11 protein-coding genes are annotated in these 17,688 nt (G+C 41.6%); 2 read left to right on the top strand and 9 right to left on the bottom strand.

All coding sequences use genetic code 11. The features are described 5' to 3' along the window. Nucleotides 1-22: 22 nt before the first annotated feature. Nucleotides 23-2,179 (bottom strand): pentapeptide repeat-containing protein, encoded by a 2,157-nt coding sequence (locus VF06_RS11970; RefSeq protein ID WP_099066421.1) that lies wholly within the window; start codon nt 2,177-2,179, stop codon nt 23-25. Between the two features lie 55 nt (nt 2,180-2,234). Beyond that, nucleotides 2,235-2,582 carry a hypothetical protein gene (locus VF06_RS11965; protein WP_099066422.1) on the bottom strand — a complete coding sequence of 116 codons (348 nt, stop codon included), beginning with the start codon at nt 2,580-2,582 and terminating at the stop codon, nt 2,235-2,237. 438 nt (nt 2,583-3,020) lie between these two features. Between VF06_RS11965 and VF06_RS11960 the strand changes: the two genes are divergently transcribed. Further along, nucleotides 3,021-3,452 (top strand): hypothetical protein, encoded by a 432-nt coding sequence (locus VF06_RS11960; RefSeq protein WP_099066423.1) that lies wholly within the window; start codon nt 3,021-3,023, stop codon nt 3,450-3,452. Nucleotides 3,453-3,508: 56 nt separating this feature from the next. Here the strand turns inward: VF06_RS11960 and VF06_RS11955 are convergent, their stop codons facing one another. The 6 genes from VF06_RS11955 to petB form a co-directional block, all read right to left on the bottom strand. Then, nucleotides 3,509-3,880: a hypothetical protein gene (locus VF06_RS11955; protein WP_099066424.1), complete on the bottom strand. Its 372-nt coding sequence runs from the start codon at nt 3,878-3,880 to the stop codon at nt 3,509-3,511. Next, nucleotides 3,870-5,126, bottom strand: coding sequence for a glycosyltransferase (locus VF06_RS11950; protein ID WP_099066425.1), 1,257 nt, complete (start codon nt 5,124-5,126; stop codon nt 3,870-3,872). Before VF06_RS11950 ends, VF06_RS11955 begins: the two co-directional genes overlap by 11 nt. 10 nt (nt 5,127-5,136) lie before the next feature. Next, nucleotides 5,137-6,126, bottom strand: a complete 990-nt coding sequence (locus VF06_RS11945; RefSeq protein WP_099066426.1) for a GDP-mannose 4,6-dehydratase — start codon at nt 6,124-6,126, stop codon at nt 5,137-5,139. A gap of 489 nt (nt 6,127-6,615) precedes the next feature. Next, nucleotides 6,616-7,065, bottom strand: coding sequence for an ATP-binding protein (locus VF06_RS11940; RefSeq protein WP_099066478.1), 450 nt, complete (start codon nt 7,063-7,065; stop codon nt 6,616-6,618). Nucleotides 7,066-7,779: 714 nt separating this feature from the next. Then, complete coding sequence (gene petD / locus VF06_RS11935) at nt 7,780-8,262, bottom strand: cytochrome b6-f complex subunit IV (RefSeq protein WP_099066427.1); 483 nt, start codon at nt 8,260-8,262, stop codon at nt 7,780-7,782. Nucleotides 8,263-8,520: 258 nt separating this feature from the next. Further along, a complete protein-coding gene (gene petB / locus VF06_RS11930; RefSeq protein ID WP_096534690.1) occupies nt 8,521-9,168 on the bottom strand; it encodes a cytochrome b6 in 648 nt (215 codons plus the stop codon). A gap of 515 nt (nt 9,169-9,683) precedes the next feature. Here petB and ctpA point away from each other — a divergent pair. Next, nucleotides 9,684-10,928 carry a carboxyl-terminal processing protease CtpA gene (gene ctpA, locus VF06_RS11925; RefSeq protein WP_099066428.1) on the top strand — a complete coding sequence of 415 codons (1,245 nt, stop codon included), beginning with the start codon at nt 9,684-9,686 and terminating at the stop codon, nt 10,926-10,928. 260 nt (nt 10,929-11,188) lie between these two features. Here the strand turns inward: ctpA and VF06_RS11920 are convergent, their stop codons facing one another. After that, nucleotides 11,189-17,452 carry an ATP-binding sensor histidine kinase gene (locus VF06_RS11920; RefSeq protein WP_099066429.1) on the bottom strand — a complete coding sequence of 2,088 codons (6,264 nt, stop codon included), beginning with the start codon at nt 17,450-17,452 and terminating at the stop codon, nt 11,189-11,191. Nucleotides 17,453-17,688 lie beyond the last annotated feature (236 nt).

The raw sequence follows: 17,688 nt of genomic DNA, 5'->3' as shown, positions 1-17,688 counted from the left end.
TCTCCCCACTCCTCATTCCATTCTACGGGCAACGGGGATGAATGCCACCTTGTGTACAAATATACGCTAGCTGTTTGGAATCTAAATTTTTGGCTTGAGAAAAATCAACGCCTTGGACTACGGCGGATACCGAGCCTAAGTCTGGGGTTTGGACAAATTGATCGGCTGGATCTTGTTTGGTGGGAGCAAGAATTGTTCCTTGAAAATTAGCTCCTGCTACATTCGCTCCCCGTAAATCTGCAAGACTAAGGTCGGCATTTTGCAAGTTAGCGTTTTCCATCTGGGCAGAACGCAAAACAGCACCAGTCAAACGAGTAGCACTCAGGTTGGCATTGCTAAGATTAGCTCGATCCAAATATGCCCCTGATAAATCTGCCCCTTCCCAATCGGTGTTAGTTAAATTAGCAAAGGATAATTGTGTTCCTATGGCACTGACGCGACCTAAGCGCGCAGCGTACAAATTTGCTTCGTTCAACTTGGCGTCACCTAAATCTGCTCCGGTTAAGCTGGCTTGTTCCAAAACTGCATTTCGCAAATCGGCTCCCACTAATTGGGTGCTGTTGAGCCTAGCTTCATACAAACGGGCATTGGATAAATTAGCTCTGTTGAGGGTAGCGCGGCTTAAATCAGTACGATTCATCATCACCCGGCTGAGGTTGGCATCAGTGAGATTAGCTTGCTGCAACTGAGCTTGACTTAAATCAGCCATCACATCGTCGAAGGTATCCCAGCGGCCATCCTCTCCCATACCCCGAAAACGGGCACCCTTGAGATTGGCTTGGTTCAAATTTGCAGATTTTAATTTCACTCCTGACAAATCAATACCATCTAGAGCCAAGTTGAATAAGGAAGTACCTGGAGTACCGCTTTGACCTAATTGGATGCGACTCAGGTCAACGCCCTCGATTTTCCCAGTGTAAACAGATAGTATTTTATTGATTGTCCGCTGATTTCTTTGTAGCCGTCCTTGGCGCAGTTCTCGTTCTTGAGTTGCGCTGCTGCTCAAAGACTCTAATTCACTCACTAGAAACTGATTCTTATTTTTTAATTCGGGAATGGCTTTCGGGCCGACACTTGTCAAGGCTTGTTGAATGGTATCCACCAAACTGGGATTGGTTTCCTTCACCAAAAGATCCGCAAGAAATTGAATTGATTGCGGGTCTTTGAGACCACCCAATGCTAAAATTGCGCTTTGACGTTGCTCAGTGGTAGCTCCAGAGTCGGGACTCAGTTGTTTGACAAGTTCTAGGAACTGTTGACCGTTGATTTGTTTGGTTGTTCGCTGGGATTGTTGGATTTGGATATAGACTTGAGTACCTATTAAAGTTGCTAACACCGCAGTCATACTTGTTAGCCCTACACCAAACAAAGTCAGATTGGGATTTTGCTGTATCCGTCGCCATAAACGAGATATCTGAGTTGGTGCGGCGGAGGCTAGTTCTTCATTTCCCTGTGGCCATTCCTGTGCTTGTTGGTCGCTATCCCCAACAGACTGGGCTTGTCTGTTAGTTAACAATGGAGAAGGGCGAGTTGCATCTATAGTATAAGTACCTGCTAGTCGATTGTGGAGGGCGCGACGCCTTCCCCGACGGGACGGTAAAGCTACTCCTTCACCTAGCACCATTAACACAGCCAAAAAAGTGAATAGTCCTAAATTCGGAAAAGCGAAACTGTAACGCCACAACAGATAAGCAATGGAAACGGGTACAGTCCAACGACCAATTCCTTCTCTGATCACAACCGCTCCCAAACCAGGGGGCGCTCCTTGCGCGTTGACAACCCGTATTCCTAACCAACGTTTGGGAATTGTGCTACCAGTCTTAGCCAGTAAATACAATTGCCACCAGGAAAGGGTTACAGGCGCTAATAAGGCTATTGTCCACAAAAAATTAGTCGGCCAGGCTACGTTACGGATACCATAGCTAACAGGTAAAGCCAATGGTCTGGCGATCGCTCTTTCTGTTGTTACCAGCACAGGATTGAGCGGCACTCGATTGAAATCACTCCTGGAATTGAGATAGACACCAATGCCAAAGGGAATCAACCCACTGGTAACCACTAGTGTGATTTCAGCCGCCCAAGCAGCAAAACGCCTGCTAGCTAGCATTAGCGAATTGGCTTTTTCCGGTTCTTGTGACTGACCAGATTGATTACTTCTCCTCACAGTTGGTGTCGTCATTGCATAATTCCCTTTGACATTATTTCTAGGTCTGGATTGGCAAAATTAAAATAGACTATTGCTTACGTTGAAAGCTACTAGATACAAAAAATTTGTATCCAAGATACACTAACACTGCTAAAAGTGCCAGACTGATTACAGATGCAACCAGTTTAAATACCACTTGCACTATCGCCAAGCCCAACAGCACTGCTACACCCGAAAATACCAGCTTTTTTGTAGCTGATAAACCGCTAAACCAAATGCGAAATCGCTCCAGTTGCAAGTTGAAGTTAGCAAAGCTAAACTCAAATGTCTGTTTTTGCTCTTCTGGTGATTGAGGAACCACCTGTGGTGAAGCATTAATTTCTGCCTCTAGCTTATCGAGGCGACGTTGCAAGTCTTCTTCTCTTTGAGGATTCATAAATTTTTCTACCCCACCTAGGACACTTATTCAACAACATACCAACCAAATTTTATTTTGGTGCTTGTGTTAGTGATTTTAGCTAATGTCTGTGCCTGCAAGACCTTTATCAGTGGGGAGAAATTATGTTTTTTTCTTCTTATTTTTCAGTCTGCTTTCTGCACACAGTATTATTACTATTAAAATGTAATAAACATTACTTATTAAACATTATGTCAACGATGAAGTCCTAATTTTCCATATTAATAGTGATTGATTAAATCAATTCATTAACTATACGTTTATACTTCAAATTTTTCTCAATTCTATAAATAATCCTTTATTTGGGAGTATTAAAAGATACGATAGCTTAGGGAACAAAATAGAAATTACTGTTGTCTATTATGTCAGTGTATATATAACTATATTGCTCTAGAAAAATCTGGAGCATTGATTAAAATGAAGACTTTTAGTCTATTGACAATTATTCCTATAGCTTTAGTGATGAGTTTAACGATCGCTGAGGTGAATTTAGCACAGACACCCAAGATAGAAATTAATCGGAATCTGCAACCAGATCCGGTAATTTTGAACGGAAAATCTGGGGGGTCTGTCAAAAGTAATTGTGGTAATATTACCACTACACCCAATCAAATTATCCAAGTTACCGAGTCGCTGCCTTACTTACGATTATCAGTGGAGAGCCAAGGTCAGCCAACACTGTTGATTGATGGCCCTGGAGGAAAGTTTTGCGTACAACCAGATAGTTACTCTGGGGGCAAGCCAGAACTTTCTGGTTACTGGCAGGCAGGAAGGTATTCACTGTATGTAGGCGAACTCTCTGGGCAACAGTATAACTACATCCTTTCAATTTCGCAACAAAAGAAATAGTCATTTGTCCTTTGTGAGTTCACAGCAACTAATAACCAATGACCAATGACTAATGACTAATCTTCCAATGATTGAGTTGGTACTTCCACTGCTTTGACATCAATAGTACCTGCTGGTGTGAAGCGCTGAAAATGACTATTTTGTACTAACAACGACTCACCACAGTTAGGACACTGCACTTGGCTGTTGTTTAAACCTGTAAATTCATATTTACAGACGGGACACTGGTCAGCAACCAAGTTTCGTTGCAACCACCAACGAAAACCAAAAAAAGCGACAACGGGTGCTACCAACAGCAACCCAAAAATAATTAGCAACGAATTAACCAACCAACCCAAGCCCAGTGATGCTAACAACCAAAAAACTGCTAGCAGAGTCAGCCAAGGTCGGAGATTTAAAAGATTCAATTGAAATGACTTAAAGCTCATTTTTGAAATTTCGTCCTGCTCTCCCTCTAGGATAGCGATTTTGGCCATTAGTCATTAGTGATTTGTCACTGGGACTGAGAACTGGCGATGAAAGCAGGTGTTGTAACTTTTGTTGGAACGCATCCAAGCCAAACAAAGCGATCGCTTGTTCTCTTAGCCATTGTCCATTACACCGCTGGTCGTTACCTTGCAGCATTTCTATACAAGCTGCTGCAACAGCATCAGGATTGCGGTGTGGTACTCGCCATCCCAGTTTACCATCCTGCAAGGGGTCAGCTGACCCATCATCATCACCAGATAATACAGGTACTTGACAAGCCATTGCCTCTAAATAAACGATGCCGAAGCCTTCTTGGGAAGGCATAATATAGGCATCAGCAAGGCGATAATGTTCCATTAATTCTTCTGTGGCAACGAAACCAGCAAATACAACGCGATCGCTTACACCTAAATCTTGGGCAAGTTGAGCTAATCGCGGTTGGTCGTCACCACGACCAATTACCAAATATTTGACTTGTGGGAAAACCTCGGTAATTTTTGGTAAAGCCCGAATCGTGACATCTACGCCTTTGTAAATATCCCCTGACCACAACCGCGCCACTGTCATTAAGACTTTAGCGCCAGTTAAACCATACTTTTCGACTAATTCTGGCTGTTTGTCGCCAGGGGTGAATTTATCCCCATCAATGGCACAAGGCATCATCTGGATGATTTTGGGGTCTAGACCATTGGTAAGACAAGCGCGATCGCGGCTATAGCGACTAATTGCCCAAATTCCAGCCGCTGATGCTAAAGCACGGCGTTCTTGATTTTTCAGTGGTTCCCAAACTTCTTTACCATAAGTTAGCACCGTGTAGGGAATCCCCAAGGGCTGGCAAAGGGTTTGGATTAATACTGCTAAGTTAATGTGACCGCAGAAAACTTGTTGCGGACGATTTTGCAACAGACACTTCAGTAAAGCCACTGCCATTTTGACTCTCCCCAGTTGGGGGGATTTATTTTGAAAGTAATGAAATTTTAAATTTTCGTCTTCAAAAGAATTTAGGCAATTGGGACTATCCCGCAGCAAAAACACTTCTGCTTTATAGCCTGGATTTAATTTCAAATAAGCTCGAAAAATATCTTTTATATATGATTGAATACCGCCTTCGCGAGCAAAAATTTCTAAGAACACGAAGACGTGGTGAGTTTTTTTGTTAACTTTATTACTTAATTTTCGATTTTCTGTCACTGTAGTAATGAGCATGTTTGGTTATTTACACTCTTGGCAATGGGGCGATGGCACCGCTTTCTAATCGTTCTAAATCTGTTTTCACCATCGTTTCTAAAAGTTCTTCAAAGCTTAATTGCGGTTCCCAGCCAAGGTTTTTTTGCGCTTTACTAGGATTGGCAACTAGTTGAAAATGCTCATCTTGCCGCAATAAATCAGTATTTATAATTACATGATTTTTCCAATTTAATCCCACAGACTCAAAAGCTGTAGCCACTAAGTCTCTGACGCTGTGTAGCTTACCTGTACCAATCACGTATTCTTCTGGTTCGTCTACTTGCAACATCCGCCACATTGCTTGTACGTAATCGCCTGCGAAACCCCAATCGCGTTTGGCATCTAGGTTACCCATTTCTAAAGTGTCAGCTAAACCCAATTTAATCGATGCAACTGCTAATGAAACTTTGCGTGTGACAAATTGAGGCGCGCGTAGGGGAGACTCGTGATTATATAAAATTCCGCTACAGGCAAATAATCCATAGCGTTGTCTGTGATGCACCATTGTCCAATGGGCGTGCATCTTAGCCGCAGCATAGGGATTTTTGGGACGGAAAGGAGTTTCCTCATCTTGGGGTGAAGAGAAAACATCGCCAAACATTTCTGAACTACTGGCTTGATAAAATCTGGTAGACAAACCAACGTGTCGCACTGCTTCTAAAAGTCTGGTAGCAGTACCAGTGATCAAATCTAAAGTCCCCAAGGGATTGTTCCAGGAATCTGGGACGAAACTCGGAGCTGCCAAATTATAAATCTCTTGGGGACGCAGCTGTTCAACGGCCGTTAATAGCGCCGTACTATCCCTCAAGTCTACTGTAAAAATTTCTACTTGAGTTGCTAGGGTTCCTAATTTTGTCAAATTAGGCTGTCGATGCGGGGGTACTAATCCTACAACTCGGTAACCCTGATTAAGGAGCAAATGGCTGAGATAGTAGCCATCTTGACCAGTGATTCCTGTAATTAGGGCTGTCTTAGTCATATTTTCTCCCCTATGTATTCTATCTCTCTATTAAGCACCAGATGGCAGTTGTTGGAGAACAAAAACAAGACTCTCAACACTGCTGACAAATCTTAACAAGGGAGCTTCTACAACTCGAATGCTATCTTTACTACATTCAATAATTCTTTTTATACAAGAATACTCTTTTTTCTTTCATCAAAAAATCATAATAGTTAGGCAATTTTACCTAAAAAATACATGAAGTTGATTTACATATTCTTGAAAAAGTAGTATATTTATGTCAATCAAATAAGCATTTGCTTAAGCAATTATTGGCTATGATAATCCAGTTAAAGACGCATCTTGGCGTCAGCGCTGCTCATAGCTCTGTAAAAAGAAAAAAGTAAAACGGCGGTTAGTTCTTCACTTTTGCAACACGTGAAGGCTAAGCGATTACTACGTACTTTCCACAAAATCTCAAATTGGCATCGATAAGTATTTTTGCTTTAGCTTACCCTTAAAAAGGCTTCACTTTGACTTTAGTACTTTTGTAGAATATTTGACAATTAGCAGACAATTTCTACCATCTGTACCGCGTTCGTACACCACACGGTCAGCCAAGCGCCTGAGGAGAAACCATCCATATCCGCCTACGATCAGACTACCTGGCTTTGGCTCTGGGATAGCATCTGGATTGAAAGGTTTTCCATGATCCCAAATTCTAATCTCTAGCCTATCGACCCACAGATAAACGTCAATGTCAATGGTTGTTTCCGGTGGCAAAGCATGATGGGCATGACGAACAGCGTTGGTAAAGCCTTCTGCTAATGCTAAATTCAGGCGTTCGAGTTGAGTTTGTGGCCAGCCAAGTTGAGACAAATGTTGAAGAAAAAATTGCTCAAACCATTCTTGCACATCGTCTAGGAGGCTGAGTTCGCTCCTGACCGTCAGATGGTCTTGCTGCACTACGGTAAGCATTAACTGTGACTTGAATGAAAGTAAACCCAAGTTGCTAGCGATCAAATTTTGCAGTTTTTGCAAAATTTTTCTGACATCTATTAATCTAAATTGACATATTCTGCGTAAAAAAATACAAAACATGAACAATTTTGGCATTCAAGGGTTAAACTGGCAACTTAACATTGGAGCTAAATGAAAAGTATTTGTATTGTTGACGATGCCAATTTTAGATTTTAGATTTTAGATTTTAGATTAAAAATTATTTTGGTAGTCCTGCAAATCAGCAGGTTACATACCATGCCACTAGCCAGCTAAACCAATCCTTCGATCCAAAATTTAAAACTTCCAAGCCCCTATCCAGAGTACTTGGGGTTAATCCAAAATAGGCAATCCTAAATTTAATGATTGATTTTTAGTGATTTGACATTTTGGAAGTTCCACCTCAGCTTTTTAGCTGAAAACTTCAAAGGGAATGTAGACAAAAGTAGCAGTCATTTGAAGTTCCAGAATCAAAAGAAGATTGTGATGAATGACTATATCAATCATACAAAATTCCTTATAAATTCGGAATTTTGACTGTTTTATATTTAATTTTGACGCTTTTCCACCTCAAAGGTCAAATCCAAAATTCAAGTCGGATTATTAAAATTGACGCCTGTTTATTTTTTCAAAAGCACATCTGCATATGCTCTAAAAATTCACAGGCGTCAAAGCACTTTCTGGTGACTAATTTTAGAATAGTCCCAAGGTCAAAGATTTATCCAAGGGGAAGGCAGCACCAATACCTAGCCACAGGGTAACAAGGGTGCCAAAGAGGAACACTGTGGTTGCAACTGGACGGCGGAAAGGGTTTTGGAACTTATTGACGTTCTCAATAAAGGGAACGAGGATTAGTCCCAAGGGTACAGCTGCCATTGCTAACACTCCTAAAAGTTTGTTAGGAAGCGATCGCAAAATTTGGAAAACTGGATATAAATACCACTCTGGTAAAATTTCCAATGGAGTGGCAAAAGGATTTGCTGGTTCGCCCGTCATTGCTGGGTCGAGGACAGCTAGAGCCACAATTGCTGCGAAGGAACCCATAATTACGATGGGAAACACGTAAAGTAGGTCATTAGGCCAAGCTGGTTCACCATAGTAGTTGTGACCCATGCCTTTAGCTAGTTTGGCTCTCAACTTGGGATCGCTGAGGTCAGGTTTTTTCTGTGTTGCCATTTTTAAATGTGCTCTCCTGCTTAAGTTGAATTAAAGCATTTGTGAAAGCTATGAGGTACTAGACAACCCTAGCAAGCGGTAGGCGGCGATGTATCTTTTTGCGGTCAGCCGCTTCCAGGGCGTCTAAAGCTTTCGCCTAAGGATGCAAGTGTTTGTTTTTTGTAACTTATGTAGAATTATTTTCTTGTGTTCCATAAGTTTAAAACAAACAACTTCATCTGGAAACTGACAAATGTTGCCTTTTGCTAATTTTTGGAATTACAAAGGCCCAGAAATACCTTGTTTGCGGATCATCAAGAAGTGAAACAGCATGAAGACTGCAATTAACCAAGGCAAAACAAAGGTGTGTGCGCTATAGTAACGAGTCAATGTTGCTTGACCAACGCTAGAACCACCACGCAATAGGTCGGAGATTAAAACACCAACCACCGGAATTGCTTCTGGTACACCACTAACGATTTTCACAGCCCAGTAGCCTACTTGATCCCAAGGTAGGGAGTAGCCAGTAACTCCAAAGGAAACAGTGATTACAGCCAGGATGACACCACTTACCCAGGTCAATTCGCGGGGTTTTTTAAAGCCACCAGTCAGATAAACCCGGAAGACGTGCAAAATCATCATCAATACCATCATGCTGGCAGACCAGCGATGGATGGAGCGAATTAGCCAACCGAAATTCACTTCATTCATGATGTATTGAACTGAGGAGAAAGCTTCAGCGACTGTTGGCTTGTAGTAAAACGTCATGGCAAATCCAGTGGCAAACTGGATTAAAAAGCAAGTTAGGGTAATTCCACCCAGGCAGTAAAAGATGTTGACGTGGGGAGGGACGTACTTGCTAGTAACGTCTTCGGCGATCGCTTGAATCTCCAGGCGTTCCTCAAACCAGTCGTAAACGTTGGCCATACAATCTCAAGTTCCTAAGAATCGGTTGCGTTTGATAAATTCCGAAGTTCTAAATCGGCGACGAAAGTTTTTAGGGTTTCTAGCCTCGGCATTTTACGAGTTCAGCTTTAGGCTCTCCCCCACCACATGCCACAGTCTAGAGTAGCAGCATAACCCTTTGTGGACTTTCCAGAAGCCGCCGAGTCGTGACTTCTCTCCCAATTAGCAATTTTGGGATTTTAGTAAAGGGGACTTTTTTGTTTGTCAGCTTTCAGAGTGCTAAAAGTTTTTAGAAACTTTACACTCTGTAAAGATGGAATGTATTGCGATCCCTTTATGCTCCAACACGGAAAATGGTGGACACAAAGTAGATTTTATCGTTTGCTGAGTGGGATGAACTGCATCAGTTGAGTAAACAACTTGATGAGAATAATGCACCACTTCTATAAAAAAAGTAACATAATCGAGAGATAGATTTCATCAACAACGAGACAACAGGGCATTTCTAGGCAATTTGGGTTGAGGTGGAATTGATAATGGGGTTCATGAACAAACAGTTTTTTCGAGTTGGATTTTCACTGCTAATGGCCTTTTGCTTGGCTTTGAGTATAATTACTCAGCCTGCAATGGCTTTGACAGCACAACAAAAGCTGGTTTCTGAAGTTTGGCGAATCGTCAATCGTACTTACCTAGATGAGACGTTTAACCATCAAAATTGGGCGTTAGTCCGGCAACAAGTTCTCGAAAAGCCGCTGAGCGATTCCAATGCGGCTTATGGTGCGATTCAGACTATGCTCAAGAGCCTGGACGATCCTTTTACCCGTTTTTTAGACCCAGAACAGTACCGCAGCTTACAGGTAAACACTTCTGGGGAATTGACGGGGGTGGGATTGCAAATTGCTCTGAATGCTGAAACAGGGAAGTTGGAAGTCGTGGCTCCCATAGCCGGTTCACCGGCGGAGAAAGCGGGGATTCGACCACGCGATCGCATTCTCAAAATTGAAGGTATTCCCACGGAAAATTTGACTTTGGATGAAGCTGCGACGAAAATGCGCGGGCCCAGTGGCAGCCTTGTGACTCTCCTCATCGAACGAGACGGAGAAGCAGAAACGGAAATTCGATTGACGCGCGATCGCATTACTCTTAATCCTGTGATTTCCCAATTGCGTGTTTCAGAGCAGGGTACGCCCATTGGCTATCTTCGTCTTACTCAATTCAATGCAAACGCCTCCACGGAATTGGCAAACGCTATTTCTAGTCTAGAAAAAAAAGGAGCTGCTGCCTACATTCTAGATTTGCGAAATAATCCTGGAGGACTATTGCAAGCCGGAATTGAAATCGCCCGTTTGTGGTTAGACTCTGGCACTATTGTCTACACAGTGAATCGACAAGGCATTCAAGGTAGTTTTGAAGCCTATGGCCCAGCCCTCACGGACGATCCTTTGGTAATTTTGGTGAATCAAGGAACTGCCAGCGCTAGTGAGATTCTTGCTGGTGCCCTCCAAGACAATGGGCGTGCCAAACTTGTAGGAGAAACAACTTTTGGCAAAGGCTTAATTCAATCTTTGTTTGAATTATCAGATGGTTCTGGTTTGGCAGTGACAATTGCTAAGTATGAAACTCCTCAACATCGGGATATTAACAAACTGGGTATTAAGCCAGATAAAGTAATTTCCCAAGCACCCCTGAATCGCGAACAAATTGGCACAACTGCCGATGTGCAATATCAAGCAGCCCTGGAAATATTGAATGAAAACTCCGTTGTGGCTGGAAAAACTTAAAAATATGGGCAATAGGCAATAGGTAATAGGCAATAGGCAATAGGCAATAGGCAATAGGCAATAGGCAATAGAAACTACCAGAATCTTCGGACTGTTTGCCGTAATTTGAATTAGGGAGAAAATTACACATTTGAAATCTGATGGTTAACAGTTAACTGTTAATCATCTAAGCTGAATAGTTTTATCTATTGCCTATTGCTTTAAAACATAATTTAGAACAACAACAATTTATTTTTCTCAGAAACATAAATTGTTGATTTCTAGTTGTTGCCCACACATGGTAACTGAATTATAAATTCAGTTCCTTCACCAAGTTGAGAATTGACACTGATGGAGCCGCCGTGTTTTTCTAAAATAATTTGACGGGCGATGGCTAATCCTAAACCAGTACCTTTACCAACGCCTTTAGTAGTAAATAAATTATCAAAAATCTTTTGTTTGACTTCTTCTGTCATTCCCTTACCATTATCACTAATGATAACTTTGACGGAGTTATTTTCTAGAAAGGTTTTAATTTTAATTAAATTGCGATTGAGTTTAATTTCCTCAAAACTACGTCCATTATTGGCATCTTCTAAGGCATCAATAGCATTGGCTAAAATATTCATAAACACTTGATTTAATTGACCAGGAAAACATTCAATTTGTGGTATTTTTCCATATTCAGTCAATACTTCAATGGCAGGACGTTGTTCGTTAGCTTTGAGACGATGTTTCAAAATTAAAATTGTGCTGTCAATGCCTTGGTGGATATTAAAAGAAACTTTGTAATCTCGATCGCCACGGGAAAATGTGCAGAGACTAGTGCTAATATTTTTCAATCTCTCACAGGCCATCGTCATGGAGTCAATTGCTTTAGGCAAGTCTTCTAGGATGTAATCCAAGTCAATTTCTTGGGCATGGTCAAGGATTTTTTCACTCTTGTGGGATAGACTTTCTTGATATAGTCTCAGATGTTCAACAAAATCAGCAAAAGTGGGTTTAGCTTGTTTGAGAGTGGCAGCAATAAAACCAAGGGGATTATTCATTTCGTGAGCGACACCAGCCACTAAATTGCCCAAAGCAGACATTTTTTCACTTTGAATAATTTGTAATTGGGCGTTTTGCAAATTAATTAAAGCTTGTTCTAAATCTTGTGATTTTTGCTGCAAAGCAATTTCAGTCAGTTTGCGATCGCTAATATCTCGCATCACAACTACTGCACCGAGTTTGTTACCCTGACTATCAAATATCGCTTGTCCGCTGGATAATAAAATTCTCCTCAAACCATGCTTCGGTGCAATTACTATTTCGAGATTTTCCACAATTTCTCCTTGAAAGGCGCGAACCAAAGGAATTTCTGTGGTAGACAAAGGGGTTTTAGCATCAGGTTGATAGAGATCGAAATGTTCTGCCCATGCTTCTGGTGGTAATGACTGTATTGGTAAGCCATGAAATTCACAAGTTGCTTTATTAAATAAAGTCAGGTTGCCAGTAGCATCACAAACAACAATGCCATCAGTAATATTGTGAATTATGGCATTTAAAAACTCTCGTTCTTTGGCTAGGGATGCTTCGATTTGTTTGCGATCGCTAATATCAATTACTACCCCATCCCATACAATTGCACCATCGGCTTGTCGCTCTGGACGAGCAGCAGATTGAATCCATTTGATGCTTCCTGAAGGTAAGATAATCCGCCATTCTTGTTTAAAAGGTGTCAAAGTTTGGGCAGAGTAGATCATTGCTTTGGCGATAGCTGTGTCGTCTTCAGGATGATGCATAGCATAAAGACTATGCTTTCCGGCCATCACGGATTCTGGTTCCAAACCATACAAATCCAAACAGCCAGAACTGACGTAGGGTGTTGAATTTGAACCATCTGCCGCTAGACGGAATTGATACACCATACCAGGAATATTATTTGCCAAATTTTGAAAGCGGGTTTCACTAGCCTGCAATTTTGCTAAAGATTGTGCCAATTGTTGGGCGTAGTTCTGGGAATTGGCATAAAGTCGAGCATTTTCCAGAGAAATGGCAGCTTGGGCGCAAAGTAAGTTGAGCAGCTTGACGCGATCGCTGGTAAAGGCTCCAGTCACAAGATTATTTTCTAGGTACAATACACCAAGCAATTGACCCTGATGCAAAATCGGGCTGCACAAGATACTCTTGGGCTGTTGTCGCTGGATGTAAGGATCGTTAGTTAATTGCCGATTTACTCTAGCATCAATAATTACCGCAGGTTCTAGGGTGCGTTTGACGGTATTAATCAAACTTATGGGCACATCCTCGCTGTCTTCAAGAAATTGTGGTTTGTGCAGCATCGGGCAAAAATCACTACCAGTGACGGATTGCACCATCAACTGTTGTTCGTGGGATAGCAGCAACACGCATTTCTCGGCTCCAGAATTTTCAATCAAAATATCCAGCAATGTTGAGAGCAATTTTTCCAGTTCGATTTCGCCAGAAAGGATTTGAGAAGCTTTGAGAACCGCAGCTAAATCTAAAGCCACAGAGACGTTGCTACTACTGGAACTGGCGGAATTGGTGGAGGTGATAGTTCCTAAGTTGAAGATGGTTTCAGACGTGGAGAGGAGAGAGTGGGTTTGCTGGAGGATGGGGGCGAGTAGTTGGGGATAGCGTTTTTCTAAGTCGGCGACTTTGGCTTTGGCACCCCAATGAGCATAGCCATAATAAGCTTCGGTGATGTATTCTTGGGCGATGCGCTGTTTACCCCAATCTAGGTAGAATTTAGCAGCTAGTTCGTTGGCTAGTGCTTGTTCTTGGATGTAGCCGTGTTCTTTGGCTAGAGTTATGGCGCGATCGTAATAGTCAATTGCGTCAGCTTTGTTGCCTAGAATCCGATACTGTTCTGCTGCAACCAAATCAAATTTATGTTGAAAATTCATTGGTGCATCGCTAGCCCATTGTTGCATTTTTTCCTGATTATTCCTAACTCGATTCAGGAGGTTTTCTCTTTGCGAATCTGCTACGGATGGGTAAATTGCTAAGTGCGCCAAAGAATCATAAAAATAAGACACTGGTACAACCACAAGACCTGGCACTCCATCTAAATATTCTTCAGCTTGTAGTGCATTTGTCTGTGCTTGTGAATAGTCTCCAAACAAGTAGTAAAGAATCAATTTATTAAAATAAAAGTGATGCAATCCTGTTCTATCATGAGCATTTATAAGCTTTGGTAAACCTATTTCCTCGTTGTAAACTTCACCTTGCAAGATGCATGGATTTTCTGAGATATTCAGTAAATTTAAGACTGATTGTTGAAAGATTTGATGAAAGTTTAAAGCATTTTCTTGCTTGAGCCGAGTTAGGACATGACTCATGGTTGCCATTTCTTGGGCAACTATTGTTAGCTCTTGTCCCATTAGGTAAGTGTGCTGGTATTTATGGATGGCAGCATGGGTAGCAAATACAAAATTTCCGCCTTCCAAACCACTTTGGTAAGCATCCCAGAGAATTGGTAAAGTTTCTTTCAGATGGACTTTGGCATGAAGTATACAAACTCCCACCACAAAAAATGTAGAGCCTTTGATATCTGGAACATTGAAATTTTCTGCTAAATTTAAAGCTAATTTTCCAATTTGATAAGCTGATTTAATATTTTTAAATATTGCATTTAAAAGGATACCGTAACAAGCGTAGCCATAACTTGAAAAAGGAGAATTACCATAGGTGATTGATAAGTTTACCAATTCAGATATCACCAATGGAAATAGTATCGGTGCAGCTTGATAGGTAGCAGGGCCGATAGTGGCTAACATTCTGGCAGCAGATAAATGTTCGATATCTGTCATTAATGGTAAGTTAGTCAATTCTTCAATATTCTTCGTCTCCAAATTACTTGCAACTTGACTCAGTGCTTGTTGAATATCTGAAGGCTGCGGTGATTCTGGTATGGTTACTCCTACAAGTTTTAGAGCTTCTAATCCAATTTTGACTGCTTCTAGCTTTTTAACTTGGGCCATAGAAGCTTGGATTTTGACACCATAAACTTTCATTTTGTCAACAGCGGTTTTTGCCTGTTGGATGACAACATCTGCCCATTGCTCCATCTGCCTAAAATCACCGCTTAAGTATGCAGTTTCCGCTGCTAATTCGTGCAATTCCAAGGTGGGGTCGTAGTGTGTTTGCCAGCAGTTATCATCTAGAGATGGAGAAAAATTGAGTAAAGCAAGACCTGTAGTTGAGTACTGATAAGCAGCTGCATAAGCTGTGGCAGCTTTAGCTTTTTTTCCTGCTTGTAAATTGAGTGCAGCGATTTCGATTTGTGGCAATCGCTCAATAATCAAGGATTTACCAATGTTGAGTTGATTGACAATCTCAAACAAATTTGCATCTAGTTCTGTAATTGGTGTGTTGTTAAGCAACAGTTGTCCAATTTGCAAGTGTGTTGCTTGTTTTTGCTCCTCAGGTATCAGAGAATAAGCCGCTTGTTGGATGCGATCGTGCAAAAATTTATAAACTGTTTTTTGTCCGTTATCATGAGTTGTTGGTAATGATGCATCTTGATAAAATTTGTAAACTTCATTGATGGGAATTACAAATCCTTCTTGCAATGCTTTCCATAAATCCGCCGCAGTTTCTGTCTGGGATTTTTGATAAATAATTGCCAATGTATTTAAATCAAATTGATTCCCAATACAAGCTGCTAGTTGCAAAACTTCCTGAGTTTTGGGCGACAACTTTAAAAGTTGAATTGCCATAAACTCAACAACATCATCAGTGAGAGCCAGCGATCGCACTTGTGCCACGTCACACTGCCAAAAACCGGCATCCCAATTAAAGTTAATTAGCCCCTCCTCGTGTAATGCCTTGAGAAACTGAGTTGTAAAGAACGGATTGCCTTTGGTTTTTTGATAAACTAGTCCAGCCAATGGTAGGGCAATTTCTGTGGAACAACTCAATGTATCTGCAATCAAATAGTTGACATCTCTTTGACTCAAGTTCATCAACGTCAGAGTGTTAACCGTCGCCACCTTCCGAATATCTTCCAAGATCAGCAGTAACGGATGAGCCGCAAACACTTCGTTATCCCGGTACGCACCAATAATAAATAAGTAGCCGTTTACAGTTTCATCCATCAGCAGTTTCAGTAAATTCAGTGATGCTGAATCTGCCCATTGCAAATCATCTAGGAACACAACCAAAGGATGTTCTCTTGTGGCAAATACCTGAATAAACTTGACAAACAGCAAATTAAAGCGGTTTTGGGCAGCACTACCTGATAGTTCTGGTGTAGGTGGTTGTTTGCCAATAATCTGTTCTAATTCCGGAATCACCTCAATTATTACCTGTCCGCTTTCACCCAAAGCAGACAGAATTTTAGTTCGCCATTGTTCGAGTTGACTGTCGCTCTGGCCGAGTAATTGTGTCATCAAATCGCGGCAAGCTCGAACAAAAGCAGACAGGGGAATGTTGCGGTTGAATTGGTCATACTTACCTTTGATGAAATACCCACTCCAACGGACAATTGGCTTATGTACTTCATTCACCACCGCAGTTTTGCCAATACCGGAGAAACCAGCCACCAACATCAACTCAGCTCCTCCATTGGCAATTCGCCCAAATGCTTCTAGTAAAGTTTGGACTTCTTGCTCTCGTCCGTAGAGTTTTTCTCTGATGAGAAAGCGAGAACTAATATCGTGCTGTGCCAAATCAAACCAGGTATGTTTGCCTGTTGCTTGCCATTCCCGGCAACATTTTTCTAAGTCATATTTCAGTCCCAATGTACTCTGATAGCGGTCTTCAGCGTTTTTGGCCATCAGCTTGCCAACAATCTCTCCAAGCATTAAAGGCATTTTGGGGTTGAGGTCACAGATGGAGGGGGGCTGTTTAGCGATATGAAAATACACTAATTCCATTGGCTCATCGGATGTAAAAGGCAGTTGTCCGCTCAGTAACTCAAAAAATGTCACACCCAATGAATAAAAGTCGCTGCGGTAGTCAATACCTCGGTTCATCCGCCCAGTTTGCTCTGGGGATAAATACGCTAGAGTGCCCTGGAGTCCATTGATGCTCTGAATTTCCTGAGTTTCTCTTGGTAAGAGCGAGGCAATACTGAAGTCAATTAGTTTGACTTGTTTGCTGTCAGGGTGAATTAGAATGTTGGCTGGTTTAATGTCCTTATGAATGACGCGCTGTTGGTGCAACTGGTGTAAAGTGTCTAGCAGTTGCAGGGCAATGGGTAGAAATTCTTCTAATGGCAGTGGTTTTGCACAAGTAAATTCCCGTAGGGAAACACCGCCAAAGTCTTCCATTACCAAGGCATAGCCATTATTATAGGCTTCGAGACTGTAGGGTTTGATGATGCCAGGAATATCGAGATTTTTGGCGATCGCATATTGGTTGCGAAACTGTAGTAATTCGCCCAAAGTCGGGTATTCTCGTTTTAAAAGCTTGATGACAACTGGCTGGCAATTGCATTCTCGTATTGCCCGATATACTTTGGTGCGAGAACCTGAATAAAGTTGTTCCACAATCTCGTAGCTAGCGATCTTTACAGTTTCAACAACTTTCCCGCTCATAAATTTTTACCAGAATTCCTTGTCTCAGGCTTAGAGTTCCCCAGCCAGTGTCCTGGTTAACAAATATGAGAAAATTTCAATTGAGAATGTTGGCTGTTGACTGTTAATAGTTGACCAAAGTCAGTCCCGATGAAAACATTTTTCATCACTATGCATGTAAGTAGTTATTATGTGTTTTCTGTTCCCCCGACCCTGTTCTCTACTTACAAGTCAGTAGGCAGTCGGGAGTAGGGAAA

Origin of the sequence: Nostoc linckia z4, assembly GCF_002608075.1 — a bacterium.
GTDB lineage: Bacteria > Cyanobacteriota > Cyanobacteriia > Cyanobacteriales > Nostocaceae > Nostoc > Nostoc linckia.
The sequence above is the reverse complement of the archived record's forward strand: the minus strand, read 5'-3'. Positions and strand labels throughout refer to the sequence as shown.

What these genes read in the sequence shown, in the direction of transcription:
- VF06_RS11955 (WP_099066424.1), bottom strand. Translation starts at nt 3,880, where the DNA reads ATGAGCTTTAAGTCATTTCAATTGAATCTTTTAAATCTCCGACCTTGG.
- VF06_RS11960 (WP_099066423.1), top strand. Translation starts at nt 3,021, where the DNA reads ATGAAGACTTTTAGTCTATTGACAATTATTCCTATAGCTTTAGTGATG.
- VF06_RS11950 (WP_099066425.1), bottom strand. Translation starts at nt 5,126, where the DNA reads ATGCTCATTACTACAGTGACAGAAAATCGAAAATTAAGTAATAAAGTT.
- petB (WP_096534690.1), bottom strand. Translation starts at nt 9,168, where the DNA reads ATGGCCAACGTTTACGACTGGTTTGAGGAACGCCTGGAGATTCAAGCG.
- VF06_RS11970 (WP_099066421.1), bottom strand. Translation starts at nt 2,179, where the DNA reads ATGACGACACCAACTGTGAGGAGAAGTAATCAATCTGGTCAGTCACAA.
- ctpA (WP_099066428.1), top strand. Translation starts at nt 9,684, where the DNA reads ATGGGGTTCATGAACAAACAGTTTTTTCGAGTTGGATTTTCACTGCTA.
- VF06_RS11945 (WP_099066426.1), bottom strand. Translation starts at nt 6,126, where the DNA reads ATGACTAAGACAGCCCTAATTACAGGAATCACTGGTCAAGATGGCTAC.
- VF06_RS11965 (WP_099066422.1), bottom strand. Translation starts at nt 2,582, where the DNA reads ATGAATCCTCAAAGAGAAGAAGACTTGCAACGTCGCCTCGATAAGCTA.
- petD (WP_099066427.1), bottom strand. Translation starts at nt 8,262, where the DNA reads ATGGCAACACAGAAAAAACCTGACCTCAGCGATCCCAAGTTGAGAGCC.
- VF06_RS11920 (WP_099066429.1), bottom strand. Translation starts at nt 17,452, where the DNA reads ATGAGCGGGAAAGTTGTTGAAACTGTAAAGATCGCTAGCTACGAGATT.
- VF06_RS11940 (WP_099066478.1), bottom strand. Translation starts at nt 7,065, where the DNA reads ATGCTTACCGTAGTGCAGCAAGACCATCTGACGGTCAGGAGCGAACTC.